Below are 26003 nucleotides of genomic sequence, written 5' to 3' on the forward strand. Positions count from 1 at the left end.
CCGCGGTCCTGGAAGCAGCGGGGAGTGTGAGCGGAGCGTGGGCGCTGAGGACGAGCTCGGCTGGGATCCGGGGGTCGAGCGCTGGGCGTACGACGGGGATCATGTGCTGCCGGGCTCCCTGCGCGCCCTCACTCCCCCGTGGGACCGCTGCGTGCACGCCGAGGTGGTCTCCCTGCCCCGTACGGACGCGGAGCTGGCGCGGGCCCGCCGGGTCCTGACCGGCCTGCTCGACGACCCGCCCCGGCCCGTACCGCGCGCCCCGGCGCCCGGGCTCCTGGAGCACGCCTGGGAGTGGGCGGGTACGGAGATCCGCGCCCGGCTGCCGCATCCGGCGGATGTCACCTGGGCGCGCGTGGCGGAGCTGGCCGCCGAACTCCGCCCTGCCGCAAGGCCGTTGGAGGAGCACGCGCTCACCCACCTGGAGCCCACGCTCCTGCGCCTGATCGCCGACTGGCGCACGGACGTCGCCGGTTCCGTCTGGACCTGGCTCACCCTCGACCCGGACCCCGCCCGCTTCTCCCCCTGGGCCGTCCCCCTCGCCGAGCGGTCCGTCACCGAGCGCCTGGAGTCCGACGAGGCCATCGCCTACCTCGGTGCCGCCGGCGCGGGCGGGTCGGCCGCCGCCGTGGACGCTCTGACACGCCTGGCCGAGAAACCGGACGGGCCCGCGACCTGGGACGACGCGGAAACGGCCCGCGACATGCTGGCGGAGCTGCGCGCGAGCGGACGATAATCGTCGCCCAACTGTCCGGTTTCTCCGAGAAGTTGGGTTCGCGTCATGCCTGAGCACGCAGCCACACCCGCACCCGCACAGGATCTGCCCGAGCGGCCGTCGTACATGGACTCGCGGCTGTTCGAACCGATGCTCAAGTACGTGACCCGCGCCCAGGTCATGGCCTACCGGGCGACCGACGGGCGGGTGGGCGGCACGTTCCGCGGTGAGCAGCCGGTCTGTCTGCTCACCACTCAAGGCCGCAAGTCCGGCAAGCTCCGCACGAAGGCGTTGATCTACCTCCCGCACGGGGACTCCGTGGTCCTGGTCGCCTCGAAGGGCGGGTCCGAGACCCATCCGCTCTGGTACCGCAACCTCGTCGCGGAGCCGAAGGTCCTCGTCCGCACCGGCGCCCATCTGCGGGTGATGCGCGCGCGGACGGCGGACAAGCAGGAGCGCGAGGAGCTGTGGCCGCGCCTGGTGGACCTCTACGCGGAGTACGCCTGGTACCAGTCCTGGACCGACCGGGAGATTCCGGTGGTGATCTGCGACCCCGTCTGAGGAAGCGGCGCCGCGAGCCCGAGGGCACGCCCGGAATGCCGAGCTCGCGCCCGAAATTCCCGAGCGCGCACCCCGGGGCCCTGACCTAGCATCGGGCTCATGAGCACCACACCGCACACCGACCGTTCCTTCGACGAGCTGATCCGCGAGGCCGAGGAGGCCGACGTCTCCGGCTGGGACTTCAGCTGGTTCGAGGGGCGGGCCACGGAGCTGCGGCCCAGCTGGGGCTATCAGCGGCTGCTCGCGGGGCGGCTGGCCGAAGCCCGTGCCGCGCTCGATCTGCAGACCGGCGGGGGCGAGGTGCTCGCGGGCGCGCTGGAGATCGCGCTGGCCGGGCGGCGGCCCGGCCGGGCGGCGGGCCCGGCGCTGAGCGCGGCCACGGAGGCGTATCCGCCGAACGTCGCGAAGGCGACGGCGCTCCTGCACCCCATGGGCACGACGGTGGTGGCGGCGCCGGACGATCCGCCGTTCCCGTTCGCGGACGGCGCGTTCGACCTGGTGACCAGCCGGCACCCGGTGAAGGCGCACTTCGCGGAGATCGCCCGCGTGCTCTCCCCCGGCGGTACGTACTTCGCGCAGCACGTGGGTCCGGCCAGCGTGTTCGAGCTGGTCGAGTACTTCCTCGGCCCGCAGCCGGCGGAGGTGCGGCGGGCGCGGCACCCGGACGACGAGGCGGCGGAGGCGAAGGCGGCCGGCCTGGAGGTCGTGGACCTGCGTCTGGAGCGCCTTCGCATGGAGTTCCACGACATCGGCGCGGTGGTGCACTTCCTGCGCAAGGTGGTGTGGATGGTCCCGGGCTTCACGGTGGAGGCGTATCTGCCTCAACTCCGGGCCCTGGACGAGCAGATCAGGTCGCAGGGGTCCTTCGTGGCGCACAGCTCGCGGTTCCTGATCGAGGCGCGGAAATCCTGATGCTGTCGGAATGCGGCCGGCAGTAGCGTCGGCCGCATGACGTATCCCACGCCTTTCACGCCCACGTTCGAACGCCCGCCCCTCGACGTCGACGAACGCGCCTCTCTGGTCGGCTGGTTGGACCTGCAACGCAAGATCCTCCGCTGGAAGTGCGAGGGCCTGAGCGAGGAGGACGCGCACCGCGCGGTCGTGCCCAGCTCGCCGCTCACCACCATGGCGGGCCTGATCGCCCATATGCGGTGGGTGGAGCACAGCTGGTTCGAGGTGCTGTTCCTCGGCGGCGACAAGACGGTCAACCCCTCCTTCGACGAGGACCGCGAGGACGGTGACTTCGATACGCAGGGGCTCACGCTCGCCGAACTCCTCGCCGCGTACGAGGCGCAGTGCGCGCGCAGCAACGAGATCGTCGCCGCGGCCTCCCTGGACGACGTGGGCCGCCACCCCGACTTCCGCTCGGGGAACGCGAATCTGCGCTGGATCCTGACCCACATGATCGAGGAGACGGCCCGGCACGCGGGGCACGCGGACATCGTCCGCGAACTGCTCGACGGCTCGAAGGGCTACTACTGAGTCGGGGCTGCTCCTGCGCAGGTCGCGGGTGCGCAGGCCCGGGGCTCAGTCCTCGGGCGTGCGCAGGCCCGGGGCTCAGTCCTCGGGCGTGCGCAGGCCCACGCAGTCCAGGGCCCAGAAGGGCTCGGAGTAGACGAAGGTGCCCGTCATCCACGGCTCGTGCGCGGACAGGCGAGCCACTTGGAAGGCCGGTTCGGGGATCCGCAGGGACGGCGAGCGGAAGCCGAGCGGGGTGGCGTGGGCGAAGCCGCGGCTGCCGTAGTAGTGCGGTGAGCCCTCCAGGAAGACCAGGGGTACGCCACGGGCCTCGGCCGCTTCGAGGGCGTGGGCGATCAGGCGGGTCCCGATGCCCCGGCCCTGGAACTCCGGGAGCACGCCCAGGGGCGAGAGTGTCATGACGTCCACGATGCGGCGCGGGGCGTCGAGGCGCGCGGCACTGAGCAGCACATGCCCGACGACCCGGCCGTCGACGTCGGCGACGAAGGACAGCGGCGGCACGGCGGCTTCCGCGCGGCGCAGGGCCTCCACGAGCGCGGGCACCCGCTCGGTGTCGCCGAAGGCGCGCGCGTGCACCTCGCGGACCGCACGGTGATCCTCGGCTGTCTCCTGCCGGATCACCTCAGGCCCCGCCTCAAGAGGGGCCGTTCCGGGGCTCGTTGGCACATCGCGTGAGGTCATGACCGCGAGCGTAGGTCGCGGGGCGGTGCGGACGCGAGGCAATTCCGCACGGCGCGCGGACGCACGGACGCCGCCCCGCTCGGCCCCGAGTCGTACGGGGCCGAGGAGGCGGCGGGTTCGGTCGTGCGGTGGTGCGAGGTGCGCGGATCACTGGGCGGTACGGATCACTCGGCGGTGCGGATCACTCGGTGGTGCGGCTCACTTGGTGGAGAGCGCCGCCGCGATCCGGGCCGTCATGTCGGCCATGACGGGGGTGGCGCCGCCCTTGCGGGCGTGGGCGCCGGACTCCAGGGCGAGCAGGACGATCGCCCGGAAGTTCTCCGCCTCGGCCGGGTTCCGCTCGGCGAGCAGGGCGACGGCCTCGGTGAGGGCCGGGAACACCTTGTCGGCGATCTCGGCGACCGACTTGCCGCTCAGGTCGTGCACCTTCGCCTTCTCGGCCAGCACGTGGCCGACCGGGCCGGTGCCGGCGTACAGGGCCATCGAACCGTGGGCCGCGATCTTGCCGGGCTGCCCGGTGCCGTCGACGGCGGCGAGCAGCGAGACGGCGCCGTAGGCGGCGGTACGGAGGGTGGCCTTCTCGTCGGCGGAGAGGGAGAGGGCGGCGGCGGTGGTGGCGACGGACATGGCGGGTCTCCTCGGTGGGTGTCGGGCTCGGTGGTCCCCGGAGGCCGTTTCCGGCCCTCCGGTCGGCCCTCGGTGGGCCGTGACACCACTATGGCACACCCTTGGCGCCATTGCGAGCCAATCTGGCACCAGAAAGTTGTGCACTGACCCTTAGATCGCCTCTGACCTGCACTTTTGACGGCGAAAAATGTGGCGCACACATGGCACCACAGTGGCGCCACGGCCAGAATCCCGGCGGGCATCACGGGGAGCTCTGGGGATACGCCGCTGTCGTGGCGTGCGGCAGGACGGCCCACATGCGCGTACCGCCGCCCGGCTCCGGGGACTCGTCGCAGCCCCAGGTGCCGCCGCAGGACTTCACGACGCGGGCGAGGAGGCGCAGGGCGGTACGCCGCCGGGCGTCCACGGCCGCGACGAGCCGGGGGTTCGAGGGGCGCGGTTCGCCGTCGTAGACGATCACGCGGAGCGCGGCGGCGCGGTAGCGGAGCGAGACGTAGACCTGGGGTGCGGAGGTCAACCGGCAGGCGGTGGAGGTGAGTTCGCCGACGGCCTGGATCGCGGCGTCGGCGAGTTCGGAGAGATGGTGGGTGGCGAGGATGCGGGCGGTCGCGTGGCGGGCGACGGACGGGGTGGAGAGCGCTGCGGGGAGGGTCAGGCTGTAGGTGAGGGTGGCGGGGGTGGCGCCGGGCTCGGGGTCGGTGGTGCGGATGAGGGTGAGGGTGGGCGCGGGTGCGGTGAGCGACATGGGTGACTCCCTTGTGCGGTGAGGGAATTGAGGGCGCGGTCGGGCGCGGGCGCGAGCTGGTGGCTCTGCCCCTGCGGGACGCCGGCGCCTGGCGGGCAGGGGTGCACTTCCGGATTCACGCGTGCCGCACGTGACCGCTCCGCTACTCACTGTAGAGCAGTTGGGAGTACGTGTACTACGGAATCGCCTCAATAGACTTCCGCCATGCCACCCAGGAGCACACCGACCGAACGCCAGCGACGACTTGGTGCCGAGCTGCGGAAGATGCGCGTCGCGGCAGGCATGACCACCGAGTTCGCCGCGGGACTGCTCGGCGTCCCGCGCACCAACGTGCCCAACATGGAGTCGGGCCGCTCAGGCATCAGCGCCGACCGGGTCCGCACCCTGGCCAGCAACTACGGCTGCGCGGACGAGGAGTTGGTCGAGGCCCTGGCCGCCATGGCCGGGGAGCGCGACAAGGGGTGGTGGGAGAAGTACCGGGGCCGACTCCCGGCCAGCTTCCTGGACATCGCCGAGATGGAGTGGCGCGCCCGCAGGCTGCGCATCGCCCTCACCGTGCACATGCCGGGGATACTCCAGACCGAGCAGCACGCCCGCGCGGTCTTCGAAGCCGTCATCCCGCGCCTGCCCGCCGCCGACGTCGACGTACGCGTGGCTCATCGGCTGGCCCGGCAGCAGGTCCTCGACCGGCAGGATCCGCCGCAGGTCGACGTGATCATCCACGAGGCCGCGCTGCGCATGCAGTTCGGCGGACCGGCGGTCGCCCGTGGGCAGTTGGAGCACCTGCTGCACGTGGGCGAGCGAGACCACGTCACTCTGCGCGTGATCCCGTTCGCGGCGGGCAGCTTCCCCGGGGCCGGGCAGTCCGTGATCTACGCCGGTGTGGACGTGCCCGCGCTCGACACCGTCGAGCTGGACAGCACGCATGGCGCGGAATTCATCGACACGGACATGCAGTTGCAGAAGTATCGGGCCCAGCTCGACGCGATGGAGGCGGTCGCGCTCGCCCCCGCCGCGTCACGTGACGTCATCCGCGCCCTCGCCGACGACCTGTAGGAGGTCTCAGCCGTGCCGACCATCTCCTGGGAAGACCCGTTCTGCGGGGAAGGTGCGAACTGTTTCCGGCTCGGCGTGGACGACGAGGGCAACGGCTACATCTCGGTCGCCGGCGCCGAAGAGACGTATCTCCAGGACAGCCGGGACGCCCTGCGGCAGATGATCCTGGACATCAAGGCGGGCAAGGCCGATCACCTGCTGTAGGCGACCGGCCCTGCCCGCGCTCGTCAGCTCGTGGAGTCCGCCGACTCGCCGCGCGGGAACGAGACCTCCACGCGGCGGTTCTTCTTGCGGCCCTCCTCCGTGGAGTTGTCCGCGATCGGGTAGTCCTCGCTGTAGCCGCGCACCTCGAAGCTGACCTCGGCGCCGAGGGACTTCGACAGCTCGTTGTGCACGGCGTCGGCGCGCTTCTTGGAGAGCGTCCGGCCGTGCGCGTACGAGCCGAGGTTGTCGGTGAATCCGAAGACCCGCACCTTGGTCGCGTTCTGCGCCTTGATCTCGTCGGCGATGGCCTGGATACGGGCCTGCGCGTCCGGGTTGAGCTTGGCGCTGTCCTTGCCGAAGAGGACTTCGGCCTGGAGGGCGAACTTGACGTCGGAGGCGGTGTCCTCGCGGCGTTCCTCGCCGCCGAGGTCCTCGACGACGGACTTGATGTCGAGGACGCGGGCGGGGGCGAGAGTGGCCCCCTCCGCCAGCTTCAAGTTCGGTGAGTTCGCGTCCACTTCGGGCGGTGGGCTCGTGGTCGTGGAGCCTGGTGGCTGACTCGGCTTCTCGTCGGCCTGAGCCGTTCCGATGGTGAGCGTGAGGGTGGTCAGGAGGGCGGCTGCGGTGAGGGTGACCGAGTTACGGGTACGCATGGTCACTCGCCCTCGGAGATTTCGATCGTGGCCGGGGGCATGTCGGCGATCTGGAAGTCGACGGTGGTGGCGGAGTCGGGCGGGGCGGGGAACTGGGCGAACCACGTCCTCTCTTCACCAGCGGCGAAGCCACCCCTGAAGTTCGTGCACAGGCAGCGACCCTCGGTGTCGCGGAGGATGAGATACCGCTTCTTGCCAACCTTGTCGACTACGTTTGCGCCAGCCAGCGAAGCCCCATTGCCCGTTAGTTCCTTCTCTGACCCGTTCCATGAGACCGGGACCCAACGGCTCGTGCCACCGTTCTTGACCTTGCCGTTCACGGTCAGGAAGCCGCCCTCATCTCGCACAGCCGAGGTAATCGTGAGCGTGATGCTCTTGCCTCCTGTGACCTCGGCAAGCACCTTCTCCTCCGCCGGAGACTCAGGCTCGGCCTTCTCTTTGTCAGCCTTGTCGCTCTTAGCAGGGCTGGACTCTGTTGCCTTGGTGTCGTCGCCATCGCCGCCCCCACCACAGCCGGCAACCGTGAAGACCAACCCGGTTGTAATCGCCACTGCGGTCAGTGCCCTGCGGACCTTCATGTGCGTTTCCTTTTCTCGTCATTCCGCCAGGTTGACTTCGTAGAGCTCCTGGGCCGTGGGCAGATCACCTGCGTTGAACGTCTTGGGATCTATAACCCACAGACCACTGCCGTCGCAGAAGAACTCGATGGTCTGTCCGGGAACGTTGGCCACCATGTGGCAGCGGGGCTCGATCACTGCCGTCGCGTCGGCGTGCGCCCGCTTTGCCTCGGTCCCGGGCACCAGGGAGTCGCCCACCGTGTAGTTCGTCTGGATCCTGGCCTTGTAGGCGAGGTCCCCCTTCACGAACGTCGGGTGGACGTACTGCACCGTGGAGTCGTTCTCCGCGGCGAGATGCTGGGCAGCCGGCAGCCCGTTGCTGGGCGACGGAATCTTGCCTTCGAGAGGCAGGACCCACGCACCCGTCGGGAGACCGGCGATGAACTCCAGCCGTAACTCGTCACGGACCTCTTGAGCGGCAGCAAGGGCGGCCGCATCCGCAGCGGACTGAGCTCCGTTGCGGGCGACCGCCCCTTTGGCGAAGACGAAGAAGACGAACGCGGCAAAGAGCAACATCCCCACGAGCCACACGTACAGCGGGATGGTCGACCCTTTGTCGTCACGCAAAGGCGGAAGCATTAGCCGCCGGTGATCGCGGTAACCGCCTCGTCGATCGCGGTCGAGATGGTTTCGTCGAGCCCCAGACCCATCACCGCAGCCACGATCGCCGCAATCAACACCAGCAGACCGGCGTACTCCACGAACCCAGCACCCTCGTCCTTCTGCGCGCCCTTCATGCGCTCGATGACTCGGGTCTGCCACTTCACGTAGAGCTTCGACATGCTGTTCCCCTCCGGGTCCGGCCGACCGAAAGCCGGCCGACTCACCTTTCACGTCTGTGTCGAGCCCGGCGCCAGAACCGGCTTCCTCCTGGCCGGTGCCGTGGCCGTTTTCGACACGGGAAACGTACGGGGGAACACCGTCCTCGCCGCAGGGCCCGTGGGCCCAACTCCGGGCCCAAAGGCGGAGTTGGGCCTTCGGGGCCTGGAGCGTCATCGCCGCACCGTCCCCAGCCAGACCGCGATCGCTTCGCTGCGGCTCGTGCTGTGCAGCTTTGCGAAGATGCGGTTGATGTGGTTCTTCACCGTCTTCTCGCTGATGAAGCAGGTGGCGGCGATCTGCTGGTTGCTCATGCCGGCCGCTATGAGGTCCATGACCTCCACCTCCCTTGCGCTCAGACCGAAGTCGGGCCGCGGGCCGCGCACTTGGGGCGCCGCGGGGAACCCCGAGGGGACCGCAGGTTCAGACTGTGGCACAGGCGATTGCATTTGCGAAAGGCTTTGCTGTGCGAAGGGCGGTTCCGAGACAGGTGGCCGCGGATCGGCCGGATGCGGGGCGGGTGCGTCCGGCGCGGAGGGTGAAGGCTGGACGGGTATGCCGGGAACTTTGCTCGTTCCCGTGAAGGGGATGCCGGTCTCGTAGACGCGGCCGAGCCCGTCGGGCAGGCCGGGGCCCGGCGCGGGCCCGGGGCCGGTCGCGTGGCCGGGGCCGGGTGCGTGGCCCCGTACATGCGCGAGCAGCGCGTCCTGGGCCGAGGCCGTGAAGTGGGCGCGGCCCGCCTTGATGTCCCGTACGGCGTCCGCGAGTTGGTCGGCGGTGAACTCGCCGTGCACGAGGTAGCCGCCCGCGCCCAGGCGCAGGGCCTCCTGGACGATGGAGGATTCGCGGCTGTACGTGAGCATCAGGACCGGCGCGACCTTCACCAGGAAGGGCAGGGCCGAGATGCCGTCCACGCCCGGCATGCGGACGTCCAGGAGGACCACGTCCGGGCGGTGCTGCTGGGCGGCGGCGAGTGCCTGGCGGCCGTCGGCCGCCTCCGCGACCACCTGGAGGTCGTCGCGGCCGCCGAGGAGTGCGGTGAGTCCGGCCCGTACGACGGGATTGTCGTCCGCCACCACGACGCGCAGCGCGGCCCGTGCGGCAGGTGCCACCGGGCCGAACGGGTCCTCGGGCGGCAGCGGAACCCCGGCCGGGGTGTGCTCGGAGCGGGGTGCCGAGGTGTGCGAGGACGTGTGCGTGGAGACGTGGTGCGAGGTGTGCGACGTGTGCGCGGCGGGTGCGGTCGCGGGTGGGCGGGCGGAGCCTTCAGCCGGGGCGGGGGGAATCGGCGTGCCTGCGGGGGTGTGCCCGGTGGACGGCGCTGCTTCCGGCATGAGAGGCCTCCTCTCTGGTCAGGTCAGGTCTGGTCTGGTCCGGTCAGCTGACGGTGGGGGTCGGGGTGGGGGCGGGTGCGGGTGGGGTGAGGGCGCCCAGGGGGATGTCCAGGCGGACCTCGGTGCCGGTGCGGGCGGTGCCGCGGCCGATGCGGATCCGGGCGCCGATGGCGGCGGCGCGTTCGACCATGCCGACGAGGCCGAAGTGGCCGGCCTTGCGGAGCTCTTCGAGGTCGGTGCCCGGGGGCAGGCCCTTGCCGTTGTCCTGCACGGACAGGCGCAGGAGTTCGCCCGCGACGACGCCGAACTCGACGGTGACGTGGCTCGCGTGGGCGTGCCGGTGGGTGTTCTCCAGGGCCTCCGAGGCGATCGTGAGGAGCTGGCGGGCGACCGCGTGCGGGAGGCGGGGCGCCGGGGCGTCCCGGGTGGAGAGGTCCGTGTGGACGCCGGTGCGGGAGGTGAAGTCGGCGGTGCGGGCGCGGAGTTCGTCGGCCACGTCGACGCCGGGGGTGCCGTGGCCGGTGCCGTCGTGGGAGTAGTCGGTGCGGCGGCGCAGGTCGGAGAGGATCTCGCGGGACTCGGCCGCGGCGCGGCGTGCGCTGCGGGCGACGATGCCGGCCTGGTGGCGGACGGTCAGCGGGTCCATGCGGTCGGCGCTCGCGGCGAGGGAGTCGGCGGAGAGCGCGACGCCGTGCAGGGTCTTCGCCACGGAGTCGTGCATCTCGCGGGCGAGGCGGGCGCGTTCCTGCTCCACGGCCTCGGTGACGGCGAGGCGGCTCGTGGCCTCGCTGAGGGCCTGGGTGGCGGCGCCGAAGCGGAACATGAGGTTGCGCAGGGTCACGCCGATGATGCCCGCGGCGACGCAGAAGCCGGAGATCAGGGTGGTGCTGGCCGGGTTGTCCATGCGGTCGGCCCAGGCCGAGTAGGCGGCTGCGAGGAGGAGGATCTGGGCGGCCGTGTAGAGACCGGCGCCGCGCCAGCCGTAGAGGAGGCCGCCGAGGAGCGGGGTGCAGACGGTGGCGTAGCCGAGGGGCGAGTCCGGGGACGCGGTCAGGAGCAGGACCGCGCCGAAGATCATGTCGACGGCCATGAGCCACTTGTGCTTGAGGACCAGGGGGCCGAGGGTCTCCCAGTCGCGGAGCATCGCGTACGAGCCCATGAGGCTGAAGACGACGGCGCTGCCGATGAGGAACTCGCCGAAGCGGCCCTCTGCGCGGGTGAGGGCGAAGGGGGCGCCGAGGGTGATCATGGCGAGGCGGAAGCCGAAGACTTGGCGGCACAGGGCCTGGAGGGCGTTGAGCTGGATGGGGAGGCTGGGGGTGGGTTCGTCGTCGGCGAAGGCGCCCTGGGGTGGGAGGGGTTGTTGTTCGCCGCTTTGGACCAGGGCAGGCTTGGGCTGCCTGGTCCTTGTCGGGCGGAAGCCGCTGAGGGCTGCGCCCGCTTTGGGGGTGCCCTGTGCGTTGGCTGCGGCTTCTGCGGCGGCGCGTTGGGCCTGGTTGCGGAAGCTCACCGTCTGGCGGTCCATGGGGGTTCGCCTCCTTTGGTTTCTCCCCGCCCCGCCCTTTCTCCGTTTCCCGGGGCTTTGCCCCGGACCCCGCATCCGACCTTCGGTCGGATCGCCTCAAACGCCGGCGGGGCTGGATTGGGAGCTGAAATCACGTCAGCCCCCCAGAATCGAGCCGAAGTCCGTGTCCGAGCCCAGGAACATGCCGCAGACGATCAGGATCAGCGTGGCGGGGACCATGAAGATGAGCGTGACCATCGTGGTTTTCGGGATGGTCTTGGCGGCGCGGCGGCGGGCGTTCTGGGCGTCGGTGCGGCGCATGTCGTTGGCGATCTGGATGAGTGTGTCCGCGATGGGGGCGCCCAGTTCCTCGCCCTGCTGGAGGGCCGTGACGAACTGGGAGACCTGTTCCGAGGCGTTGCGGCGGCGGAGCTGTTCGAAGGCCTCGCGGCGGGAGACGCCCATGTCCATCTGGCGCAGTGTGATGCGGAGTTCGTCGGACCAGGGGCCCTCGTAGCGTTCGGCGACGCGGTCGAGGGCCTGGCGGAAGCCGAGGCCCGCGGAGACGACGACCGCGAGGACGTCGAGGAAGTCCGGGAGGGTGCGTTCGATCTGTTCCTTGCGTTCGCGGATGGCCTGCCAGATGAGGGCGTCCGCGGCGAACAGGCCGAAGGCGAGGGCCAGGAGGCCGAAGACGGGGACGCCGTTGGCGAAGAGCGAGAGGGCGCAGACCGCGCCGAAGATGCCGTAGACCGCGCGGCGTGCGGCGTAGCGGTCGATGGTGAGGCCGCCGGGGTTGCCCGCCATGTCGATCTTGCGGCGCTTGGCGTCCACCTTCTTCGGGCCCATGAGGCGCAGGACCGTGGGGGCGAAGCGGATGCCCAGGCGGTCGATGGCCGAGTCGGCGGCCGAGACGCGCGAGGAGCCCGATTCGAGGGCCACGGCGAGGTCGCCCGGCAGTTTGGCGTCGGCGCGGTACATCCGTATGCCCGTGAAGACGCCCGCCACGGAGAGGGCGAGCAGGAGCGCGAGTCCGAGTCCCAGCATCTGCTTCAGCCCCCTCAGACTTCGATCTTGCCGAGGCGGCGGATGACCACGAAGCCCACGGCGTACAGGCCGAGCGAGATCAGGATGAGGATCTGGCCCACGGGCGAGCCGGTGACCTTCGCGAGGGCGCCGTCGTTCATGGCGTTCAGCATCAGCATCGCGCCGACGCCCAGGCACGGGATCGTGAACGCCGTGGCGTTGACCTCGGAGAGCATCGTGCGGACCTCGCGCCGGGTCTCCTTGCGCTCCTCCAGGGTCTCGGTGAGGTTGCGCAGCGAGCCGACGATCGTGCCGCCCGCCTTGTTGGAGAGGATCAGGGTGGTGACCAGGACGACCAGCTCGCGGGACGGCAGGCGTTCGGCGAGCTCGCCGAGCGCGTCGTCGATGCTGCGGCCCACGGCCAGCTGGTTCGAGACGATGGTCAGCTCCTCGCCGGCCGGGGCTTCGAGTTCGTCGGCGGCCATCGCGAGCGAGGTGCGCAGGGCCAGGCCCGCGCTGGTGCCGTTGGCCAGGAGGCGGGCCAGGTCCGGGAGTTGGTTGATGAAGGCCTCGATGCGCTTCTGGCGCTGCCAGTTGAGGAAGGTGTTCGCGGACCAGACGCCCACGAGGCCGGCGATCGGGCCGAAGAACGGGGCCAGGAGGCTGGTGGCGATCAGCCACAGGGCCACGACGGTGACCATCATGTAGACGAAGAACTCGCCGGGGGTCAGGTCGAGGCCGGTCGCCGAGAGCTTCAGCTGGATGCGGCGGCCGAGCTGGGTGCGGCGCAGCCGCTGGTCCACGCCCGTGAAACGGCGCGTGCGGGCGACCGTGTGGTGGCCCGTCTGCGAGAGCCTCTCGACGAGGGCCTGGCGCTGGGCCTTGCCGGAGGCGTACGTGTGCAGGCCCGCGGTGGCCAGGGCGCCGCAGAGCAGGGTGCCGCCCAGGGCGAGGAGTACGGGGCTGTTCATGAGCCGGGTGCCTCTCTCGTCGCCGCTCGGTGCGGGTGCGGTGGTCGCAGTGTTCGGGGTGGTCGGGGTTCGTGGGTCGCGCGGGGCGCGTGGGTGGTGCGGGTCGTCCGGGTCGCTCGGGTCGTCATCAGCCGTACGCCTCCCGCGTCATCAGCTCGTGCGCGCCGTCGCTGACGCCGAAGGCCGGCGGGATGGGCTCGCTCGCCAGGTAGAGGCGTTCGGCGATACGGCGGGGCAGCGGCAGGTGCTCGTAGACGCCGTGCACGACACGGTCCGCGCCCATGGGCTGCGCGGCGAAACGGCTGACCGTGGTGATCTTGAACTGTTCGCGGCCGTGCGAGACGAGCAGCGCGATCTCGGTGATCTTGCGGGAGCCGTCGGCGAAGCGGGTGAGCTGGACGACCACGTCCACGGCCGAGTTGATCTGGTCCTTGAGCGCCTCGAAGGGGATTTCCACGGAGGACATGGAGCCCAGGGTCTGGAGGCGCATGAGGGCGTCCTCGGCGCTGTTGGCGTGGACCGTGGCGAGCGAGCCGTCGTGACCGGTGGACATCGCCTGGAGCATGTCGAGGGTCTCGCCGCCGCGGACCTCACCGACGATGATGCGGTCGGGGCGCATACGGAGGCTGTTGCGGACCAGGTCGCGAATGGTGATCTGGCCCTTGCCCTCCACGTTGGGCGGGCGTGATTCGAGGGAGATCACGTGGGCCTGCTGGAGGCGGAGTTCGGCCGAGTCCTCGATCGTGATGATGCGCTCGTGGTCGGGGATCAGGGCGGAGAGGGCGTTGAGTAGCGTCGTCTTTCCTGTGCCGGTGCCTCCGGAGACGATCACGTTGAAGCGGGCGCGTACGAAGCTGCTGAGCAGCATCAGCATGTGCTCGTCGAGGCTGCCCATGCGGATGAGTTCGTTGAGTTTGTACGCGCGCGGGAAGCGGCGGATCGTGAGGGTGGCGCCGGTCAGGCTGAGCGGCGGGATGATCACGTTGACGCGCTCGCCGCTGGGGAGGCGGGCGTCGACCATGGGCGTGGACTCGTCCACGCGGCGGTTCACCGTGGAGACGATGCGCTCGATGGTCTGCATCAGCTGGTCGTTGGACGCGAAGCGGAGCGGGAGCTGCTCCACGCGGCCGGCCCGCTCGACGAAGATCGCGTCGGGGCCGTTGACCATGATCTCGGTGATGCTGGCGTCTTCGAGGAGCGGTTCGAGTACGCCCAGGCCAAGGGCCTCGTCGACGACCCTGCGGATCAGCTGGGAGCGCTGGGTCGTGGAGAGGACCGGGCCCTCGCGGCTGATGATGTGGCCGAGCACGCGCTCCAGGCGGGCCCTGCGCTCGCCCGCGGCGAGGCTCGACATCTCGGCGAGGTCGATCTCCTCGAGGAGTTTGCCGCGGTAGACGGCGACGGTGTGGTCGTCCTCGCGGCCGGTGCCGTTCTCTTCGGGGGTGGCTATGCGGGCCCTGAGGCTCATGTGCGGGTGCTCCTCAGTCGTCCATCGGCATGGTGACCGTCCGGGTGGCTGTCCAGCCCATGTCGACGAACGGGATCAGCTCCGGGATGTCGACCTCGACCGTCGCGGTCACGGTGGTGGCGCCGGGCGGGGCGCTGATGCTCGCGCCGTCCGCGAGCCAGTCGCTCATGGCGGCGCGGCCGGCGGCGTCGGCGTTCTGCTCCAGGGAGGCGGCTCTGGCTGCGGCGCGGGCGGCGGAGCCGGCTTGGCTGAAGGTGTAGCCGACGAGGCCCAGTTGGATGCAGGCGAGGCCGATGAGGAGGAGGGTGGGGAGGAAGCCGGTGAACTCCAGGATGGCGGCGCCCTTGTCGCTTTTGAGGGCGAGGGTGCGCTTGGGGGTGGGGGCGTTTTCGGGTGCGGGTGCGTGGCGCCTGCGGCGGGCCTTTCTCCCCGCCCCGCCCCTTCCCGAAACCGGGGGCTCCGCCCCCGGACCCCCGCATCCGGACTTCGTCCGGATCTGCTCAAACGCCGCAGGGGCTGAAAGGATCGCCTCAAACGCCGGCGGGGCTGAATTGCTCATCCCTCCATCACCGCCCCTCCCTCGCCGTCCACGCTCCAGCCCGCGTCGAAGCCCGGGAAGAAGAGCGGGACGTCCACCGAGATGTTCGCCTTGTACAGGTCGCCCTCCTGGGCGCAGCCCGCGGTGAAGCTGTCCTGCCAGGCCGAGGGGAGGTTGGCGCGGGCCGCCTGCTCGCAGGCCGCCGCGGGGTCGGCGCCGCGGACCGCCGCCACCGCGCCCGCTCTCGCGCCCTCGTCCGCCGCGTTGCCCGCGATCGAGTACGTGTAGCCGTACAGGACGCACTGCCAGAGGATGGCGATCACCGCGAAGATGACCGGGGCCATGCCCGCGAACTCGAGCGTGACCGAGCCCTCGTCGCCGCGCGGGCGGCGGCGGCCGAAGCCGATCGAGCCGCGGTCGCCCGTCAGGCGGGAGGACTTGGCGGGGCGCTGCTGCACCTGGACCAGGCCGAGTTCGCCGGCCAGGCCCCACAGCGCCTGCTTCACCGTGCTGCGGCTGTCCAGGTCCTGCATGCGGCCCGCGTCCACGGCCGACTGGAGTTCCTTGAAGTTGGAGGGGACGGCGGTCTTCGCCACCTTCGTGCCCGTGATGCGTTCGATCAGGGGCGGCTGGATCTCCGTGTTGCGGGTGTGGCGGTTGACGACCACCACGGTCTCCTCGGCCTTGCGAATCTGGAGGCGGTCCCACATGCGGACCATGCGCTTGGCGGCGCGGACCGCCACCACGTCCGGGGTGACCAGCAGGACGGCCTGGTCGGCCATTTCGATGGCCGCGGCGTTCGCGCTGCTCATCTGGGTGCCGCAGTCCACGACCACGACCTCGTAGCGGTTGCGCAGGGCGCTGACCGCCTGGCGGGCCACGCGGTCGGTGACGTCCTCGCCGCGTTCCCCCTCGCCGGGGGCGAGCAGGAGGCCGAGGCCCGTGGGGTGGGTGAAGACGGCGTCCTGGAGGACGCGGGGGTTGATGTCCGGGATGCCGGCCAGGTCGACGATGGAGCGGCGGAACTGGACGTCCAGGTACGAGGCCACGTCGCCGGCCTGGAGGTCCAGGTCGAGCAGGGCCACCGAGCGTCCCGACGCCCGTGCGGCGAGGGCGAGTTGGACCGCGGTGAGGGTGGTGCCCACGCCGCCCTTCGCGCCGGTGACCGTGACCACCGTGCCGCCCGGGCCCGAGTACGCCTCCGGGCCCTGGGTCAGGTGCGGGCGTACGCCAAGCGACCAGGAGGCGGCCGTCTGGACGCGGGCCGCCAGCTCCTCGTAGCCGAGCGGGAGCCCGACCAGGCCGCGCGCGCCGGCGTCCATGGCCGCCGAGAACAGGCCGGGGCTCGGGTCGTGCGTGATGAGGACGACGCCCACCACGGGGAAGCGCATCGCGACTTCCCGGATGAGTTCGAGGGCCGGGACCGGGCCGATGCGCTCGTGCACGAGCACGACCTCGGGCAGCTCTTCCAGCGACTCGCCGGCCAGGCGGGCCAGGGTGTCGAGGAGCGCGGTCGAGTCGGTGACGGGCAACGCCGGTTCGGCGTCGGGTAGTTGGCTCAGGAGGGTGGCGAGCGAACGGGCGGAATCCGGGTCGCCCACCGCCGGCAGGATGCGGATGGTCACGTGGGGGCCCTCACTTGTCCTCGTCGAGGGTGTAGCTGCGGTCGTCCGGCGAGACGGGGGTGTCACCGCCCTGGGAGATCAGGGCGAGCCGGACGTGGGTCGCGAAGGATTCGGCGTAGGCGACGCGCTGCGCATCCAGGGTGTTGAGGGCGAAGGTGATCGGGACGGCCTCGATCTGGCGGCCCGAGCGGTCGTCCTCACGGGGTTCGAGCGGGGTCAGCTTGCCCACGTCGAGGACGCGGGCGTTCTGGACGATGACTTTCGACTGGTCTTTCTGTGTTTCGTTCTCGGCTTTGAAGGTCGCGAAGATGTTGACGGTGGAACCGGGGGTGATCTTGCCGGCGACTCCGGTCGCGGCGTCGATCATGATGGCGATCTCCTGTTCCCCGTCACCAAGTTCGGGGCGTTTGACGATCATGTCGGATTGCAGGAGAGAGCCTTTGCGGAGTTGCGTGACGGCGATCTTCCCGTCGATTTCCCGCAGATCCGTGACGGCGTTCGCGGAAAGCCAGCGCTCCGGCATCTTGATCTTCTCGAACTGCGTGCGGTCGAGGGCCTTGTACGGCGCGACATCGCTTTTGAGTCGGTACGCGGAGACCTCGGGCCCCACCTTCGAGTTGACGTCGCGGATCACCGAGAGCACCCCGGCGAAGGCGCCGAAGGCACACAGGACCGACAGGAGCAGCAGGATCACACCGCGGCGCTGGCGAGAGTTCATGAGCCGGACTACCTCGATCAGGTGGGGACGTATGCAAAAGGGATACGGGCTTTGCTGAGCGGGTGGTGCACGGTGGACGTGAAGGGTCTCTAGGGGCCGATGGCTTTGCGTTGCTGTCCTGGGGTGAGGACACCCGTGGAACGCGATTGGTTCTCGTACTGCGGGAGCGGGGCATTGCAGAATCCGCAGCGGTCACCGATGAGTTCGAGTCCGCACCAGTGGCATTCCTCGCGCTTCACGGAGGAGACCAGCTGGTAGAGCACGGAGATGTCGGGAATCGCGGCGGCGAATTCGATCAGCTTTCCCGTGGCCCACCAGCGGGCCGATTCGGCGGGCAGCGGAGCTTCGGCGACCCCCTGCACCCGCCAGGAGCGGGCGAGCGTCGCGGTGATCCAGTCGGACTGCAACTGCCCCTTGGCGAAAAGGAGTTGCGTGGCGAAACCGGGGGCTTCGAGCCGGGCGCCCTGGCCGGCGTTCCCGAGCCGGATCAGCTGGGGCTTGGGGGCGGCGAGCACCGCGAACTGGGAGCCGGGCACCCAGGACTTGGCGTGCTGCTTGAGGCTGACGGGGACGCGGTCGAGCTTGGTGACGGAGCTCAGGACGGCGCCCGCGTAGATGTAGTGCGCGAGCAGCCGGGCCGCGGAGGCGAGGACGCCGGGGCTGAAGTCGCAGAGCGAGAGCTGCCTCAACTGGAGGGCGAGGACTGCGAGTCCGAGGGGCGGCAGGTCCAGGTCCAGCAGGGCGATCCGGTCGGACTCCAGGACGCCGCGGACGGTGTGCAGCCGGTGCAGGGCCTGGGAGGGGAGCGAGGCCGGGCAGAGGACGATCACATAGCCGTGCTGTTCGAGCAGGGCGTGCATGTCGGAGAGCGAGGCCTCGAGCGGCCGGGTGGTGCGGCCCTGGGGCGCCTGGAGGACGGCGGCGGCGGGCGTGTGGCGGTCGGGCGGCGGAAGGATCAGGTCGGGTGCCGTGACGGCTATGGCAGTAGGCACGACGGATCCCCCCGATCACTTACGACCACTTGTGGCCTTCCCGCATCAGCACCATATCCAGGTCATGCCCAGCTCAACACTGGATCGACGTAACTCCTGGTGAGAACTTGATCGACTCACAGTGAAGTTCTCCGCCCGTGTCCGCCCGCGTCGCCCAAGTCTGTTCCACACAAAGGGAGTTGGAAGTTCCAGAGGTCTTGACAACCTGAATGGTCTGGACCAGATTGCGCGGCAGTACCGAGCGGTGGCCACCGTCACGTCTTCCTCACCCCCCTCACTTCTCCAGGAGGCACGTTGTGGGCTCCGTAGGACGCATGCTCTTGGCCGCCGCGGCCGGCGGCGCGCTCGTGGTCGGTGGTCTCACCGGCAGCGCACAGGCCGCCGATGTGAACGTGGCGAAGAACGCCGGCTTCGAGAGCGGCCTCGCCAACTGGACCTGTACGGCCGGGTCCACCGTCTCCTCCCCCGTGCACGGCGGCGCGGCCGCCCTGAAGGCCACCCCGGCCGGGCAGGACCACGCGCGGTGCAGCCAGACGGTGGCCGTGCAGCCCAACTCCACGTACCAGCTGAGCGCCTGGGTGCAGGGCGGATACGCCTACCTCGGCGCGAGCGGCACCGGGACGACGGACGTGTCCACCTGGACCCCCGACTCCGCCGCCTGGAAGGAGCTGAAGACCTCCTTCAAGACCGGCGCCAACACGACCTCTGTGACGGTCTACACGCACGGCTGGTACGGGCAGCAGCCCTACCTGGTCGACGACGTCTCCGTGGTCGGGCCCGACGGCGGCGGGGGCGGCGACCCCGACCCGGTGGTGCCGGTGGCGCCCGCGGGCCTCACGGTCTCCGGCACGACCTCCTCGTCCGTCTCGCTCGCGTGGAACCCGGTGGCGAACGCGACCGGCTACAACGTGTACCGCGACGGCACCAAGGTGCAGTCGGTGAGCGGGAGTTCGGCCACCGTGACGGGCCTGGCCGCCGACACCTCGTACACCTTCCAGGTGACCGCGACCAACGCGGCGGGTGAGTCGCCGCGTACGGCCTCGGTGAACGGGCGGACCGCGACCACCGGCGGCGGGGGCGGCGGCGATGTGCCGGCGCACGCGGTGACCGGGTACTGGCAGAACTTCAACAACGGCGCGGCCGTGCAGAAGCTCTCGGACGTGCAGGCGCAGTACGACATCATCGCCGTGGCCTTCGCCGACGCGACCTCGACGCCGGGCGCGGTGGACTTCACGCTCGACTCGGCCGGGCTCGGCGGCTACACGGACGCGCAGTTCAAGGCGGACGTGGCGGCCAAGCAGGCGGCCGGCAAGTCGGTGATCATCTCGGTCGGCGGCGAGAAGGGCACGGTCGCGGTCAACTCCGCGGCCTCGGCCACGAACTTCGCGAACTCGGTGTACGCGCTGATGCAGGAGTACGGCTTCGACGGGGTCGACATCGACCTGGAGAACGGCCTGAACTCCACCTACATGACCCAGGCGCTGCGCTCGCTGTCCCAGAAGGCGCCGGGCCTGGTCATCACGATGGCGCCGCAGACCATCGACATGCAGTCCACCTCGAACGAGTACTTCAAGACGGCCCTGAACATCAAGGACATCCTGACCGTCGTCAACATGCAGTACTACAACAGCGGTTCGATGCTGGGCTGCGACGGCAAGGTCTACTCGCAGGGCTCGGTGGACTTCCTGACGGCCCTGGCCTGCATCCAGCTGGAGGGCGGCCTCGCCCCGTCCCAGGTCGGCCTCGGGCTGCCCGCCTCGACCCGGGGCGCGGGCTCCGGCTACGTCTCCCCGTCGGTGGTGAACGCGGCGCTCGACTGCCTCACTCGCGGCACGTCCTGCGGCTCCTTCAAGCCCTCGCGCACGTACCCGTCGCTGCGGGGCGCGATGACCTGGTCCACCAACTGGGACGCCACGGCGGGCAACGCGTGGTCGAACGCGGTGGGGCCGCACGTGCACAACCTTCCGTAACGCACCCCTCCCGTGACATCCCGATCCCCGTAACGCCCTGACCCCCACGGGAACCTTGGAGCCCCGTCCTGCCGCTCCCCCGGCAGGACGGGGCTCCGGGATGTCCGCCGGGCCCTCCCCGGCGCTAGAAGAAGTTCGCCCAGTCCATGTCCCAGATCTGCTTGATCGCGAGGACGAGGAAGAGCAGGCCCGCGATCAGGAGCATGATGTTGCTGGCTCCGGCCGGGCGGTTGCGCCATTCGGCAGGTGTACGGGAGGAGTTGAGCAGCCAGATCAGGGTCAGGGCGAGGAAGGGCATGAAGGCAGCGCCCAGGACTCCGTAGATGATGATCAGGCGGAAGGGCTGGTCGACGAAGAGCAGGATCATCGGCGGGAAGGTCAGCCACAGCAGATACGCGCGGAACGCCGGGGACTTCTCGCGGCTGCCCGAGGCCACCTCGGCGCCCGTGGACCCGCCCGAGCCGCCGCGCATGCGCGCCGCGAAGTCCGCGAACATCAGGCTGACGCCGTGCCACACGCCGATCAGCGAGGTGAACGAGGTGGCGAAGAAGCCGACGAGGAAGAGCTTGGCGGTGGCCTCGCCGTACTCCAGCTCCAGGATCTCGGAGAGCTGGAGCAGGCCCTTGTCGCCCGAGGCGATCGCCACGTTCGCGGAGTGCAGGAGCTCGGCGCCGACGAAGAGCATCGCGATGACGAAGATGCCGGTGGTGATGTAGGCGACCCGGTTGTCCAGGCGCATCACCTTCATCCAGCCGGAGTTGGTCCAGCCCTTGGCGTTCACCCAGTAGCCGTACGCGGCGAGCGTGATGGTGCCGCCGACGCCGCCGATCAGGCCGAGGGTGTTGAGGACGGAGTCCTTCGCGTCGGGCACGACCGGGAGCAGGCCCGCGAAGGCGTCGCCGAGGTTGGGCGTGACGCGGATCGCGAGGTAGACGGTCACCAGGAACATGACGCCGACCAGGATCGTCATGACCTTCTCGAAGACGGCGTACTTGTTGAACCAGACGAAGACCAGACCGACCAGACCGGTGGCGATGGCCCACCATTTCAGGTCGATGTCGGCGTCCGGGAAGAGCGCCTGGAGGGGCAGTCCGGAGGAGGACATGGCGGCGGCCCCGTAGACGAAGCCCCAGATGACCACGTAGACGACGAAGAACCAGGTCGTCCACTTGCCGAGGCTCGCCCAGCCGTCGAAGAGGGTGCGGCCCGTGGACAGATGCCAGCGGCCGGCCGCCTCCGCGAGGGCGATCTTGACCACGCAGCCGATGATGGCGGCCCACAGGAGCGTGTAGCCGAAGCTGCTGCCCGCGATCAGCGTGGCCACGAGGTCCCCGGCGCCCACGCCGGTGGCCGCGACGACGATGCCCGGGCCGATGTACTTCCAACTCGATTTGCGTGGTGCGGTGCTGGTGGTGGAACCGTCCGTTTCGGCCATGTGGAGCCTCCCCGCTCGTCCCCGGTGATCGAGATCACCGGTCACCATCGGCGCTTTCCGGCCGTGGCACAAGAGGGCGTGCGGGACTCGCTATTGACGAGGCCATGCCACTCCCCCACGATGACCCCGCACAACCGCACGCGTCTCACCGGATAGCGGACACCGCACCGGACACAGCACCTGCCATCAGATCCGACGCACGCCTGCACAGCACCTGACACCGCACCGCCGTACTCGCGTCGCCATGAGCCACCCCCACCACTGCTCAGGAGATGTCATGCGCCTACGCATACGCGGAAAGAGAACGGCGGCCCTCGCGGCCGTCGTGGCCCTCGCCCTCGCCGCCCCGTTGACGGCCGACGCCTCGCCCGACGAGGCGCGGGCGAAGGCGGCCGCGCAGGAGGAGAGCCGCCAGCAGTACGAGATCCACGTGCACAGCAACAAGCTCGACCGGGCCGCCGTCACGAAGATCGCGCAGTCCGGGGTCTCCGTGGACGAGAGCGACGGGCACACCGTCGTGGTCACGGCGAGCTCCGCCCAGGCCAAGCAACTGCGCGCGCAAGGCTATGAGTTGGAGCCGCTCGGCGTCACGCCGGAGCGCCTGGCGGGCGCGGACGTGAAGCCGCTGGACTTCCCGCCGGCCGACTCGCGCTACCACAACTTCGCCGAGATGAACGCGGAGATCGACCAGCGCATCGCGGCGTACCCCTCGATCATGAGCAAGCGCGTGATCGGCAAGACGTACCAGGGCCGGGACATCACGGCCATCAAGATCAGCGACAACGTGGCGAGCGACGAGGCCGAGCCCGAGGTGCTCTTCACGCACCACCAGCACGCGCGCGAGCACCTGACCGTCGAGATGGCGCTCTACCTCATCCGGGAGCTCGGCACCGGGTACGGAGCCGACTCGCGGGTCACCAACATGGTCAACGGCCGAGAGATCTGGATCATCCCGGACGTGAACCCGGACGGCGGCGAGTACGACATCGCCAGCGGCTCGTACCGCTCGTGGCGCAAGAACCGGCAGCCCAACTCCGGTTCCTCGTACGTCGGTACGGACCTCAACCGCAACTGGGCCTACCGCTGGGGCTGCTGCGGCGGCTCCTCCGGCTCCACCTCATCGGAGACGTACCGCGGTCCGTCGGCCGAGTCGGCGCCCGAGACCAAGGTGGTCGCGAACTTCGTGCGCAGCCGGGTGATCGGCGGCAAGCAGCAGATCAAGGCGTCCATCGACTTCCACACCTACAGCGAGCTGGTGCTGTGGCCGTACGGCTACACGTACAGCGACACCGCGACGGGTCTCACGGCGGACGACCGCAACGCGCACGCGACGGTGGGCCGCAAGCTGGCGGCCTCCAACGGGTACACACCGCAGCAGTCCAGTGACCTGTACATCACGGACGGGTCGATCGGTGACTGGATGTGGGGGTCGCAGAAGATCTTCCACTACACCTTCGAGATGTACCCGTCCTCGGCGGGCGGCGGCGGCTTCTACCCGCCCGACGAGGTGATCGAACGGGAGACCTCGCGCAACCGGGACGCGGTGCTGCAACTGCTGGAGAACGCGGACTGCATGTACCGGTCCATCGGGAAGGAGGCGCAGTACTGCGCAGCCTGACTTCGCGGGTCCGTGGGCACCGCGGCCCGCACGGCCGGGCTGCTCCGCCGCTCCGCGGCGGGGGTGTTTCCGGGGGCTGACGCCCCCGGAGCCCCCACGGCCCCGGCTCCGTCAGGAGCACCTGTTCAGGACCGCTGAGCGAGCTGGGCCTGGTAGTGCGCCGCTACCGGGCCCAGTTCCGTGAGCCACTGGATCAGCTTCTGCTGCTTCTTCGCGTGGATCACGCACTCCTGGAACCAGCCCGCGGCGTGCGTGATGCCCACCCGCAGGTACACGCCCTGGGCCGTGTAGTGCAGCTGCGTGAGCTGCTGCCACGGGAAGTCGGCGACCTGGCCGCCGATGTCGAAGGAGACGCCCTCGGGGTCGATGACGAGCGCGTTGTTCTTGTCGAAGGCCACGAACTCCGGCCCGGCCGGGACGGGTTGCGGTACCTGGGGCGCGTACGCGGGCGGCGGCGGGAAGTCGCCGGGCGGCGGGCCGAAGCCTGGGGTCGACATGACGCCCATTGTGCGTGAGCGCCCCCGGTCGCAGTAGACCGGGGGCGCTCGTCTGCCAGGCATGCGGGGACTCGGCCCCGTACCCGAAACAGACCCGCTAGACGAACAGACTCAGCAGCGCCGCCACCGCGAAGCCCGCCACCGACAGGACCGATTCCAGGACCGTCCAGGACTTCAGGGTGTCGCGCTCGGAGATGCCGAAGTACTTGGCCACGATCCAGAAGCCGCCGTCGTTGACGTGCGAGGCGAAGATCGAGCCGGCCGAGATGGCCATGATGACCAGGGCCAGGAAGGCCTGCGAGTGGTTGCCGTCCGCGACCAGCGGGACCACGATGCCGGCCGTGGCCACGATCGCGACCGTGGCCGAGCCCTGGGCCACGCGCAGGACCAGCGAGATCAGGTAGGCCAGGACGATGATCGGCAGGCCCATGTCGTCGAAGGTCTCGGCGAGGGCGTCGGCGATGCCGGAGCCCTTGAGGACCGCGCCGAACACACCACCTGCGCCGACCACGAGCAGGATGTTGCCGACCGGCTTGAGGGACGCCGTCGAGACGGTTTCGAGCGACTTGCGGGACCAGCCGCGGCGGATGCCGAGCAGGTAGTACGCCATGAGCAGCGCGATGGTCAGGGCCACGAACGGGTGGCCGAAGAACTCGATGACCGAGCGCAGCGTGGACTCGTCGAGCGCGATGGAGGAGAAGGTCGCGGCGAGGATCAGGAGCAGCGGCGTACCGATGATGGTGAGCACCGTGCCGAGGGAGACGGGCTGCTCGGGCGGGGTGACCCCGGCCGCGCGCTGCTCGGCGGCCACGGCCGTCCTGGCCTCCTCGGCCGCTTCCAGCATGTCCTGCGGTACGGGGACGAAGATCCGCTTTCCGATCCAGGCCGAGTAGACCCAGGCGGCGAGGACCGCGGGGATGCCGACCACGATGCCCATGATGATGACCCAGCCGAGCGAGACGTCGAACATGCCGGCGGCGGCCACGGGGCCGGGGTGCGGGGGCAGGAACGCGTGGGTCATGGACAGACCCGCGAGCAGCGGCATCGCGTAGAGCAGGATCGACTTGCCGGAGCGCTTGGCGGCGGCGTAGACGATCGGCGCGAGGACGAAGATGCCGACGTCGAAGAAGACCGGGATGCCGAAGATGAGACCGGTCATACCCATGGCGAGCGGGGCGCGCTTCTCGCCGAAGAGGCCGAGCAGCCGCTTCGACAACACCTCGGCGCCGCCGGAGACTTCGAGGATCGCGCCGAGCATGGTGCCGAGGCCGATGATGATCGTGACGTGGCCCAGGATGCCGCCCATCCCGGTCTCGATCATCGAGACGATGCCCTGGTCGTTGCGCTGCACGGTGCCGAAGAGCTCGGTGACGCTCAGGCCGGCCGACAGGCCGACGGCGATGGAGACGGCGAGCAGGGCGACGAACGGCTGAAGTCTGACCTTGATGATCAGGAAGAGCAGCAGGGCGATCCCGAGGACGGCGACGGTCAGGAGACCGCCGGTGCCGCCTATGAGGCTCAGCAGACCGCCGGTATGCGGTGTCTCGGGTGGGGCGGGGGACGCGGCGAGCAACATGGGAGGAACTCCATTGTTCTGTGCTGGTGTTGCAGTGGTTCAGGGCAGGGCTGAGCACGGCACGGCGCATCCACGGGGAGGTGCGCCGTGCCGCGGGTGAGCGGAACTAACGGCAACGTGCGGTGTTTCCCGGCGCGTTCGGCGCGGCCCGGCCGGTCAGCCGAGGACGGCGAGCGCGTCGATCTCGATGAGCAGCCCCTTGGGCAGGCCCACGTACACGGTGGTGCGCGCGGCGGCCGGTGCCTTGAGGCCCTGCTCCTCGAAGTAGGCGTTGTAGATCTCGTTCATCTCCGCGAAGTGGTCCACGTCCGTGAGGTAGACGCGCATCATCATCACGTCGTCCCAGGTGGCGCCGCCCTCTTCGAGGATCGCCTTGACGTTGGCGAAGGTCTGGAGGGTCTGCTCGCGCAGGGTCGGTCCCGCGGGGGTGGGGGCCTTGCCCTCCTCGGCCGGCAGGAAGCCGACCTGGCCGGCGACCTGGAGGATGTTGCCCTTCTTGACGCCGTGCGAGAACTTCGCGGGCGGGGCGGTGTGGGTGGCCGGGGTGAGCTGGATCTTCTCGGTGTTCTGGGACATG

At 70.0% G+C, this 26003-nt stretch carries 28 protein-coding genes; 8 read left to right on the forward strand and 20 right to left on the reverse strand.

Annotation, left to right across the window (positions count from 1 at the left end):
* Nucleotides 1-37: 37 nt before the first annotated feature.
* From BLT97_RS18705 to BLT97_RS18720, 4 genes are all read left to right on the forward strand, one after another.
* Nucleotides 38-733 carry a hypothetical protein gene (locus BLT97_RS18705; protein WP_093611666.1) on the forward strand — a complete coding sequence of 232 codons (696 nt, stop codon included), beginning with the start codon at nt 38-40 and terminating at the stop codon, nt 731-733.
* A 45-nt stretch (nt 734-778) separates the two neighbouring features.
* The gene (locus BLT97_RS18710; protein WP_176953820.1) at nt 779-1273 is read left to right on the forward strand and encodes a nitroreductase family deazaflavin-dependent oxidoreductase; all 495 of its coding nucleotides are present in this window, start codon (nt 779-781) and stop codon (nt 1271-1273) included.
* Nucleotides 1274-1372: 99 nt separating this feature from the next.
* A complete protein-coding gene (locus BLT97_RS18715; protein WP_093611670.1) occupies nt 1373-2185 on the forward strand; it encodes a methyltransferase domain-containing protein in 813 nt (270 codons plus the stop codon).
* Between the two features lie 36 nt (nt 2186-2221).
* Nucleotides 2222-2755 (forward strand): DinB family protein, encoded by a 534-nt coding sequence (locus tag BLT97_RS18720; RefSeq protein WP_093611672.1) that lies wholly within the window; start codon nt 2222-2224, stop codon nt 2753-2755.
* Nucleotides 2756-2830: 75 nt separating this feature from the next.
* On the opposite strand, the gene BLT97_RS18725 is transcribed toward BLT97_RS18720, so the two are convergent.
* The 3 genes from BLT97_RS18725 to BLT97_RS18735 all read right to left on the reverse strand — a co-directional run bounded on the left by BLT97_RS18725 (nt 2831) and on the right by BLT97_RS18735 (nt 4805).
* Nucleotides 2831-3433, reverse strand: a complete 603-nt coding sequence (locus BLT97_RS18725) for a GNAT family N-acetyltransferase (protein ID WP_425442727.1) — start codon at nt 3431-3433, stop codon at nt 2831-2833.
* 198 nt (nt 3434-3631) lie between these two features.
* A complete protein-coding gene (locus tag BLT97_RS18730; RefSeq protein ID WP_093611676.1) occupies nt 3632-4060 on the reverse strand; it encodes a hypothetical protein in 429 nt (142 codons plus the stop codon).
* A gap of 241 nt (nt 4061-4301) precedes the next feature.
* Nucleotides 4302-4805, reverse strand: a complete 504-nt coding sequence (locus BLT97_RS18735; RefSeq protein ID WP_218137317.1) for an ATP-binding protein — start codon at nt 4803-4805, stop codon at nt 4302-4304.
* 204 nt (nt 4806-5009) lie between these two features.
* Here BLT97_RS18735 and BLT97_RS18740 point away from each other — a divergent pair, with 204 nt between their 5' ends.
* Nucleotides 5010-5861: a helix-turn-helix domain-containing protein gene (locus BLT97_RS18740; protein ID WP_093611678.1), complete on the forward strand. Its 852-nt coding sequence runs from the start codon at nt 5010-5012 to the stop codon at nt 5859-5861.
* 12 nt (nt 5862-5873) lie between these two features.
* Nucleotides 5874-6065: a hypothetical protein gene (locus BLT97_RS18745; RefSeq protein WP_093611680.1), complete on the forward strand. Its 192-nt coding sequence runs from the start codon at nt 5874-5876 to the stop codon at nt 6063-6065.
* A gap of 23 nt (nt 6066-6088) precedes the next feature.
* Here BLT97_RS18745 and BLT97_RS18750 read toward each other — a convergent pair whose 3' ends face one another.
* From BLT97_RS18750 to BLT97_RS18810, 13 genes are all read right to left on the reverse strand, one after another.
* Nucleotides 6089-6718, reverse strand: a complete 630-nt coding sequence (locus BLT97_RS18750) for an OmpA family protein (RefSeq protein ID WP_093611682.1) — start codon at nt 6716-6718, stop codon at nt 6089-6091.
* 2 nt (nt 6719-6720) lie between these two features.
* Nucleotides 6721-7296 carry a hypothetical protein gene (locus BLT97_RS18755; RefSeq protein ID WP_093611684.1) on the reverse strand — a complete coding sequence of 192 codons (576 nt, stop codon included), beginning with the start codon at nt 7294-7296 and terminating at the stop codon, nt 6721-6723.
* Between the two features lie 18 nt (nt 7297-7314).
* Nucleotides 7315-7902: a pilus assembly protein TadG-related protein gene (locus tag BLT97_RS18760; protein ID WP_245769409.1), complete on the reverse strand. Its 588-nt coding sequence runs from the start codon at nt 7900-7902 to the stop codon at nt 7315-7317.
* An 11-nt stretch (nt 7903-7913) separates the two neighbouring features.
* Nucleotides 7914-8117 carry a hypothetical protein gene (locus BLT97_RS18765; RefSeq protein WP_093611686.1) on the reverse strand — a complete coding sequence of 68 codons (204 nt, stop codon included), beginning with the start codon at nt 8115-8117 and terminating at the stop codon, nt 7914-7916.
* A gap of 210 nt (nt 8118-8327) precedes the next feature.
* Nucleotides 8328-9488, reverse strand: a complete 1161-nt coding sequence (locus tag BLT97_RS18770) for a response regulator transcription factor (RefSeq protein WP_093611688.1) — start codon at nt 9486-9488, stop codon at nt 8328-8330.
* A gap of 43 nt (nt 9489-9531) precedes the next feature.
* Nucleotides 9532-11013: a sensor histidine kinase gene (locus tag BLT97_RS18775; RefSeq protein ID WP_093611690.1), complete on the reverse strand. Its 1482-nt coding sequence runs from the start codon at nt 11011-11013 to the stop codon at nt 9532-9534.
* A gap of 135 nt (nt 11014-11148) precedes the next feature.
* Nucleotides 11149-12039, reverse strand: a complete 891-nt coding sequence (locus tag BLT97_RS18780; protein WP_093611692.1) for a DUF5936 domain-containing protein — start codon at nt 12037-12039, stop codon at nt 11149-11151.
* Between the two features lie 14 nt (nt 12040-12053).
* Nucleotides 12054-12989 (reverse strand): type II secretion system F family protein, encoded by a 936-nt coding sequence (locus BLT97_RS18785; protein ID WP_093611694.1) that lies wholly within the window; start codon nt 12987-12989, stop codon nt 12054-12056.
* 127 nt (nt 12990-13116) lie between these two features.
* Entirely contained in the window at nt 13117-14457 is a 1341-nt protein-coding gene (locus BLT97_RS18790) for a TadA family conjugal transfer-associated ATPase (RefSeq protein WP_093611696.1), read from the reverse strand.
* Between the two features lie 13 nt (nt 14458-14470).
* Nucleotides 14471-15016, reverse strand: a complete 546-nt coding sequence (locus BLT97_RS18795; RefSeq protein ID WP_093611698.1) for a TadE/TadG family type IV pilus assembly protein — start codon at nt 15014-15016, stop codon at nt 14471-14473.
* The gene (locus BLT97_RS18800; RefSeq protein WP_093611700.1) at nt 15013-16620 is read right to left on the reverse strand and encodes a CpaE/TadZ family protein; all 1608 of its coding nucleotides are present in this window, start codon (nt 16618-16620) and stop codon (nt 15013-15015) included. The genes BLT97_RS18795 and BLT97_RS18800 overlap by 4 nt, the downstream gene beginning before the upstream one ends.
* A 10-nt stretch (nt 16621-16630) precedes the next feature.
* Nucleotides 16631-17338 carry a Flp pilus assembly protein CpaB gene (gene cpaB / locus BLT97_RS18805; RefSeq protein ID WP_093611702.1) on the reverse strand — a complete coding sequence of 236 codons (708 nt, stop codon included), beginning with the start codon at nt 17336-17338 and terminating at the stop codon, nt 16631-16633.
* Nucleotides 17339-17427: 89 nt separating this feature from the next.
* On the reverse strand, nt 17428-18330 hold the full coding sequence (locus BLT97_RS18810; RefSeq protein WP_093611704.1) for a hypothetical protein: 903 nt from the start codon (nt 18328-18330) through the stop codon (nt 17428-17430).
* 314 nt (nt 18331-18644) lie between these two features.
* On the opposite strand from BLT97_RS18810, the gene BLT97_RS18815 reads away from it, so the two are divergent.
* The gene (locus BLT97_RS18815) at nt 18645-20300 is read left to right on the forward strand and encodes a chitinase (RefSeq protein WP_093611706.1); all 1656 of its coding nucleotides are present in this window, start codon (nt 18645-18647) and stop codon (nt 20298-20300) included.
* A 124-nt stretch (nt 20301-20424) separates the two neighbouring features.
* On the opposite strand, the gene BLT97_RS18820 is transcribed toward BLT97_RS18815, so the two are convergent.
* Nucleotides 20425-21735 carry an Nramp family divalent metal transporter gene (locus BLT97_RS18820; RefSeq protein ID WP_176953821.1) on the reverse strand — a complete coding sequence of 437 codons (1311 nt, stop codon included), beginning with the start codon at nt 21733-21735 and terminating at the stop codon, nt 20425-20427.
* A gap of 277 nt (nt 21736-22012) precedes the next feature.
* Here BLT97_RS18820 and BLT97_RS18825 point away from each other — a divergent pair, with 277 nt between their 5' ends.
* Nucleotides 22013-23353, forward strand: a complete 1341-nt coding sequence (locus BLT97_RS18825) for a M14 family metallopeptidase (RefSeq protein ID WP_093611710.1) — start codon at nt 22013-22015, stop codon at nt 23351-23353.
* Nucleotides 23354-23478: 125 nt separating this feature from the next.
* On the opposite strand, the gene BLT97_RS18830 is transcribed toward BLT97_RS18825, so the two are convergent.
* The 3 genes from BLT97_RS18830 to BLT97_RS18840 all read right to left on the reverse strand — a co-directional run bounded on the left by BLT97_RS18830 (nt 23479) and on the right by BLT97_RS18840 (nt 26002).
* Nucleotides 23479-23850 (reverse strand): hypothetical protein, encoded by a 372-nt coding sequence (locus tag BLT97_RS18830; RefSeq protein ID WP_143041350.1) that lies wholly within the window; start codon nt 23848-23850, stop codon nt 23479-23481.
* 97 nt (nt 23851-23947) lie between these two features.
* The gene (locus BLT97_RS18835) at nt 23948-25426 is read right to left on the reverse strand and encodes a GntP family permease (protein ID WP_093611714.1); all 1479 of its coding nucleotides are present in this window, start codon (nt 25424-25426) and stop codon (nt 23948-23950) included.
* 156 nt (nt 25427-25582) lie between these two features.
* Complete coding sequence (locus BLT97_RS18840) at nt 25583-26002, reverse strand: RidA family protein (RefSeq protein ID WP_093611716.1); 420 nt, start codon at nt 26000-26002, stop codon at nt 25583-25585.
* Nucleotide 26003 lies beyond the last annotated feature (1 nt).

The organism is Streptomyces indicus (assembly GCF_900100315.1).
In the GTDB taxonomy this organism is placed as follows: Bacteria; Actinomycetota; Actinomycetes; order Streptomycetales; family Streptomycetaceae; genus Streptomyces; species Streptomyces indicus.

Coding starts and splice junctions, on each gene's coding strand:
- BLT97_RS18710 (WP_176953820.1), top strand. CDS start 779: ATGCCTGAGCACGCAGCCACACCCGCACCCGCACAGGATCTGCCCGAG.
- BLT97_RS18715 (WP_093611670.1), top strand. CDS start 1,373: ATGAGCACCACACCGCACACCGACCGTTCCTTCGACGAGCTGATCCGC.
- BLT97_RS18720 (WP_093611672.1), top strand. CDS start 2,222: ATGACGTATCCCACGCCTTTCACGCCCACGTTCGAACGCCCGCCCCTC.
- BLT97_RS18725 (WP_425442727.1), bottom strand. CDS start 3,433: ATGACCTCACGCGATGTGCCAACGAGCCCCGGAACGGCCCCTCTTGAG.
- BLT97_RS18730 (WP_093611676.1), bottom strand. CDS start 4,060: ATGTCCGTCGCCACCACCGCCGCCGCCCTCTCCCTCTCCGCCGACGAG.
- BLT97_RS18735 (WP_218137317.1), bottom strand. CDS start 4,805: ATGTCGCTCACCGCACCCGCGCCCACCCTCACCCTCATCCGCACCACC.
- BLT97_RS18740 (WP_093611678.1), top strand. CDS start 5,010: ATGCCACCCAGGAGCACACCGACCGAACGCCAGCGACGACTTGGTGCC.
- BLT97_RS18750 (WP_093611682.1), bottom strand. CDS start 6,718: ATGCGTACCCGTAACTCGGTCACCCTCACCGCAGCCGCCCTCCTGACC.
- BLT97_RS18755 (WP_093611684.1), bottom strand. CDS start 7,296: ATGAAGGTCCGCAGGGCACTGACCGCAGTGGCGATTACAACCGGGTTG.
- BLT97_RS18765 (WP_093611686.1), bottom strand. CDS start 8,117: ATGTCGAAGCTCTACGTGAAGTGGCAGACCCGAGTCATCGAGCGCATG.
- BLT97_RS18770 (WP_093611688.1), bottom strand. CDS start 9,488: ATGCCGGAAGCAGCGCCGTCCACCGGGCACACCCCCGCAGGCACGCCG.
- BLT97_RS18775 (WP_093611690.1), bottom strand. CDS start 11,013: ATGGACCGCCAGACGGTGAGCTTCCGCAACCAGGCCCAACGCGCCGCC.
- BLT97_RS18780 (WP_093611692.1), bottom strand. CDS start 12,039: ATGCTGGGACTCGGACTCGCGCTCCTGCTCGCCCTCTCCGTGGCGGGC.
- BLT97_RS18785 (WP_093611694.1), bottom strand. CDS start 12,989: ATGAACAGCCCCGTACTCCTCGCCCTGGGCGGCACCCTGCTCTGCGGC.
- BLT97_RS18790 (WP_093611696.1), bottom strand. CDS start 14,457: ATGAGCCTCAGGGCCCGCATAGCCACCCCCGAAGAGAACGGCACCGGC.
- BLT97_RS18795 (WP_093611698.1), bottom strand. CDS start 15,016: ATGAGCAATTCAGCCCCGCCGGCGTTTGAGGCGATCCTTTCAGCCCCT.
- cpaB (WP_093611702.1), bottom strand. CDS start 17,338: ATGAACTCTCGCCAGCGCCGCGGTGTGATCCTGCTGCTCCTGTCGGTC.
- BLT97_RS18815 (WP_093611706.1), top strand. CDS start 18,645: ATGCTCTTGGCCGCCGCGGCCGGCGGCGCGCTCGTGGTCGGTGGTCTC.
- BLT97_RS18820 (WP_176953821.1), bottom strand. CDS start 21,735: ATGGCCGAAACGGACGGTTCCACCACCAGCACCGCACCACGCAAATCG.
- BLT97_RS18825 (WP_093611710.1), top strand. CDS start 22,013: ATGCGCCTACGCATACGCGGAAAGAGAACGGCGGCCCTCGCGGCCGTC.
- BLT97_RS18830 (WP_143041350.1), bottom strand. CDS start 23,850: ATGTCGACCCCAGGCTTCGGCCCGCCGCCCGGCGACTTCCCGCCGCCG.
- BLT97_RS18835 (WP_093611714.1), bottom strand. CDS start 25,426: ATGTTGCTCGCCGCGTCCCCCGCCCCACCCGAGACACCGCATACCGGC.
- BLT97_RS18840 (WP_093611716.1), bottom strand. CDS start 26,002: ATGTCCCAGAACACCGAGAAGATCCAGCTCACCCCGGCCACCCACACC.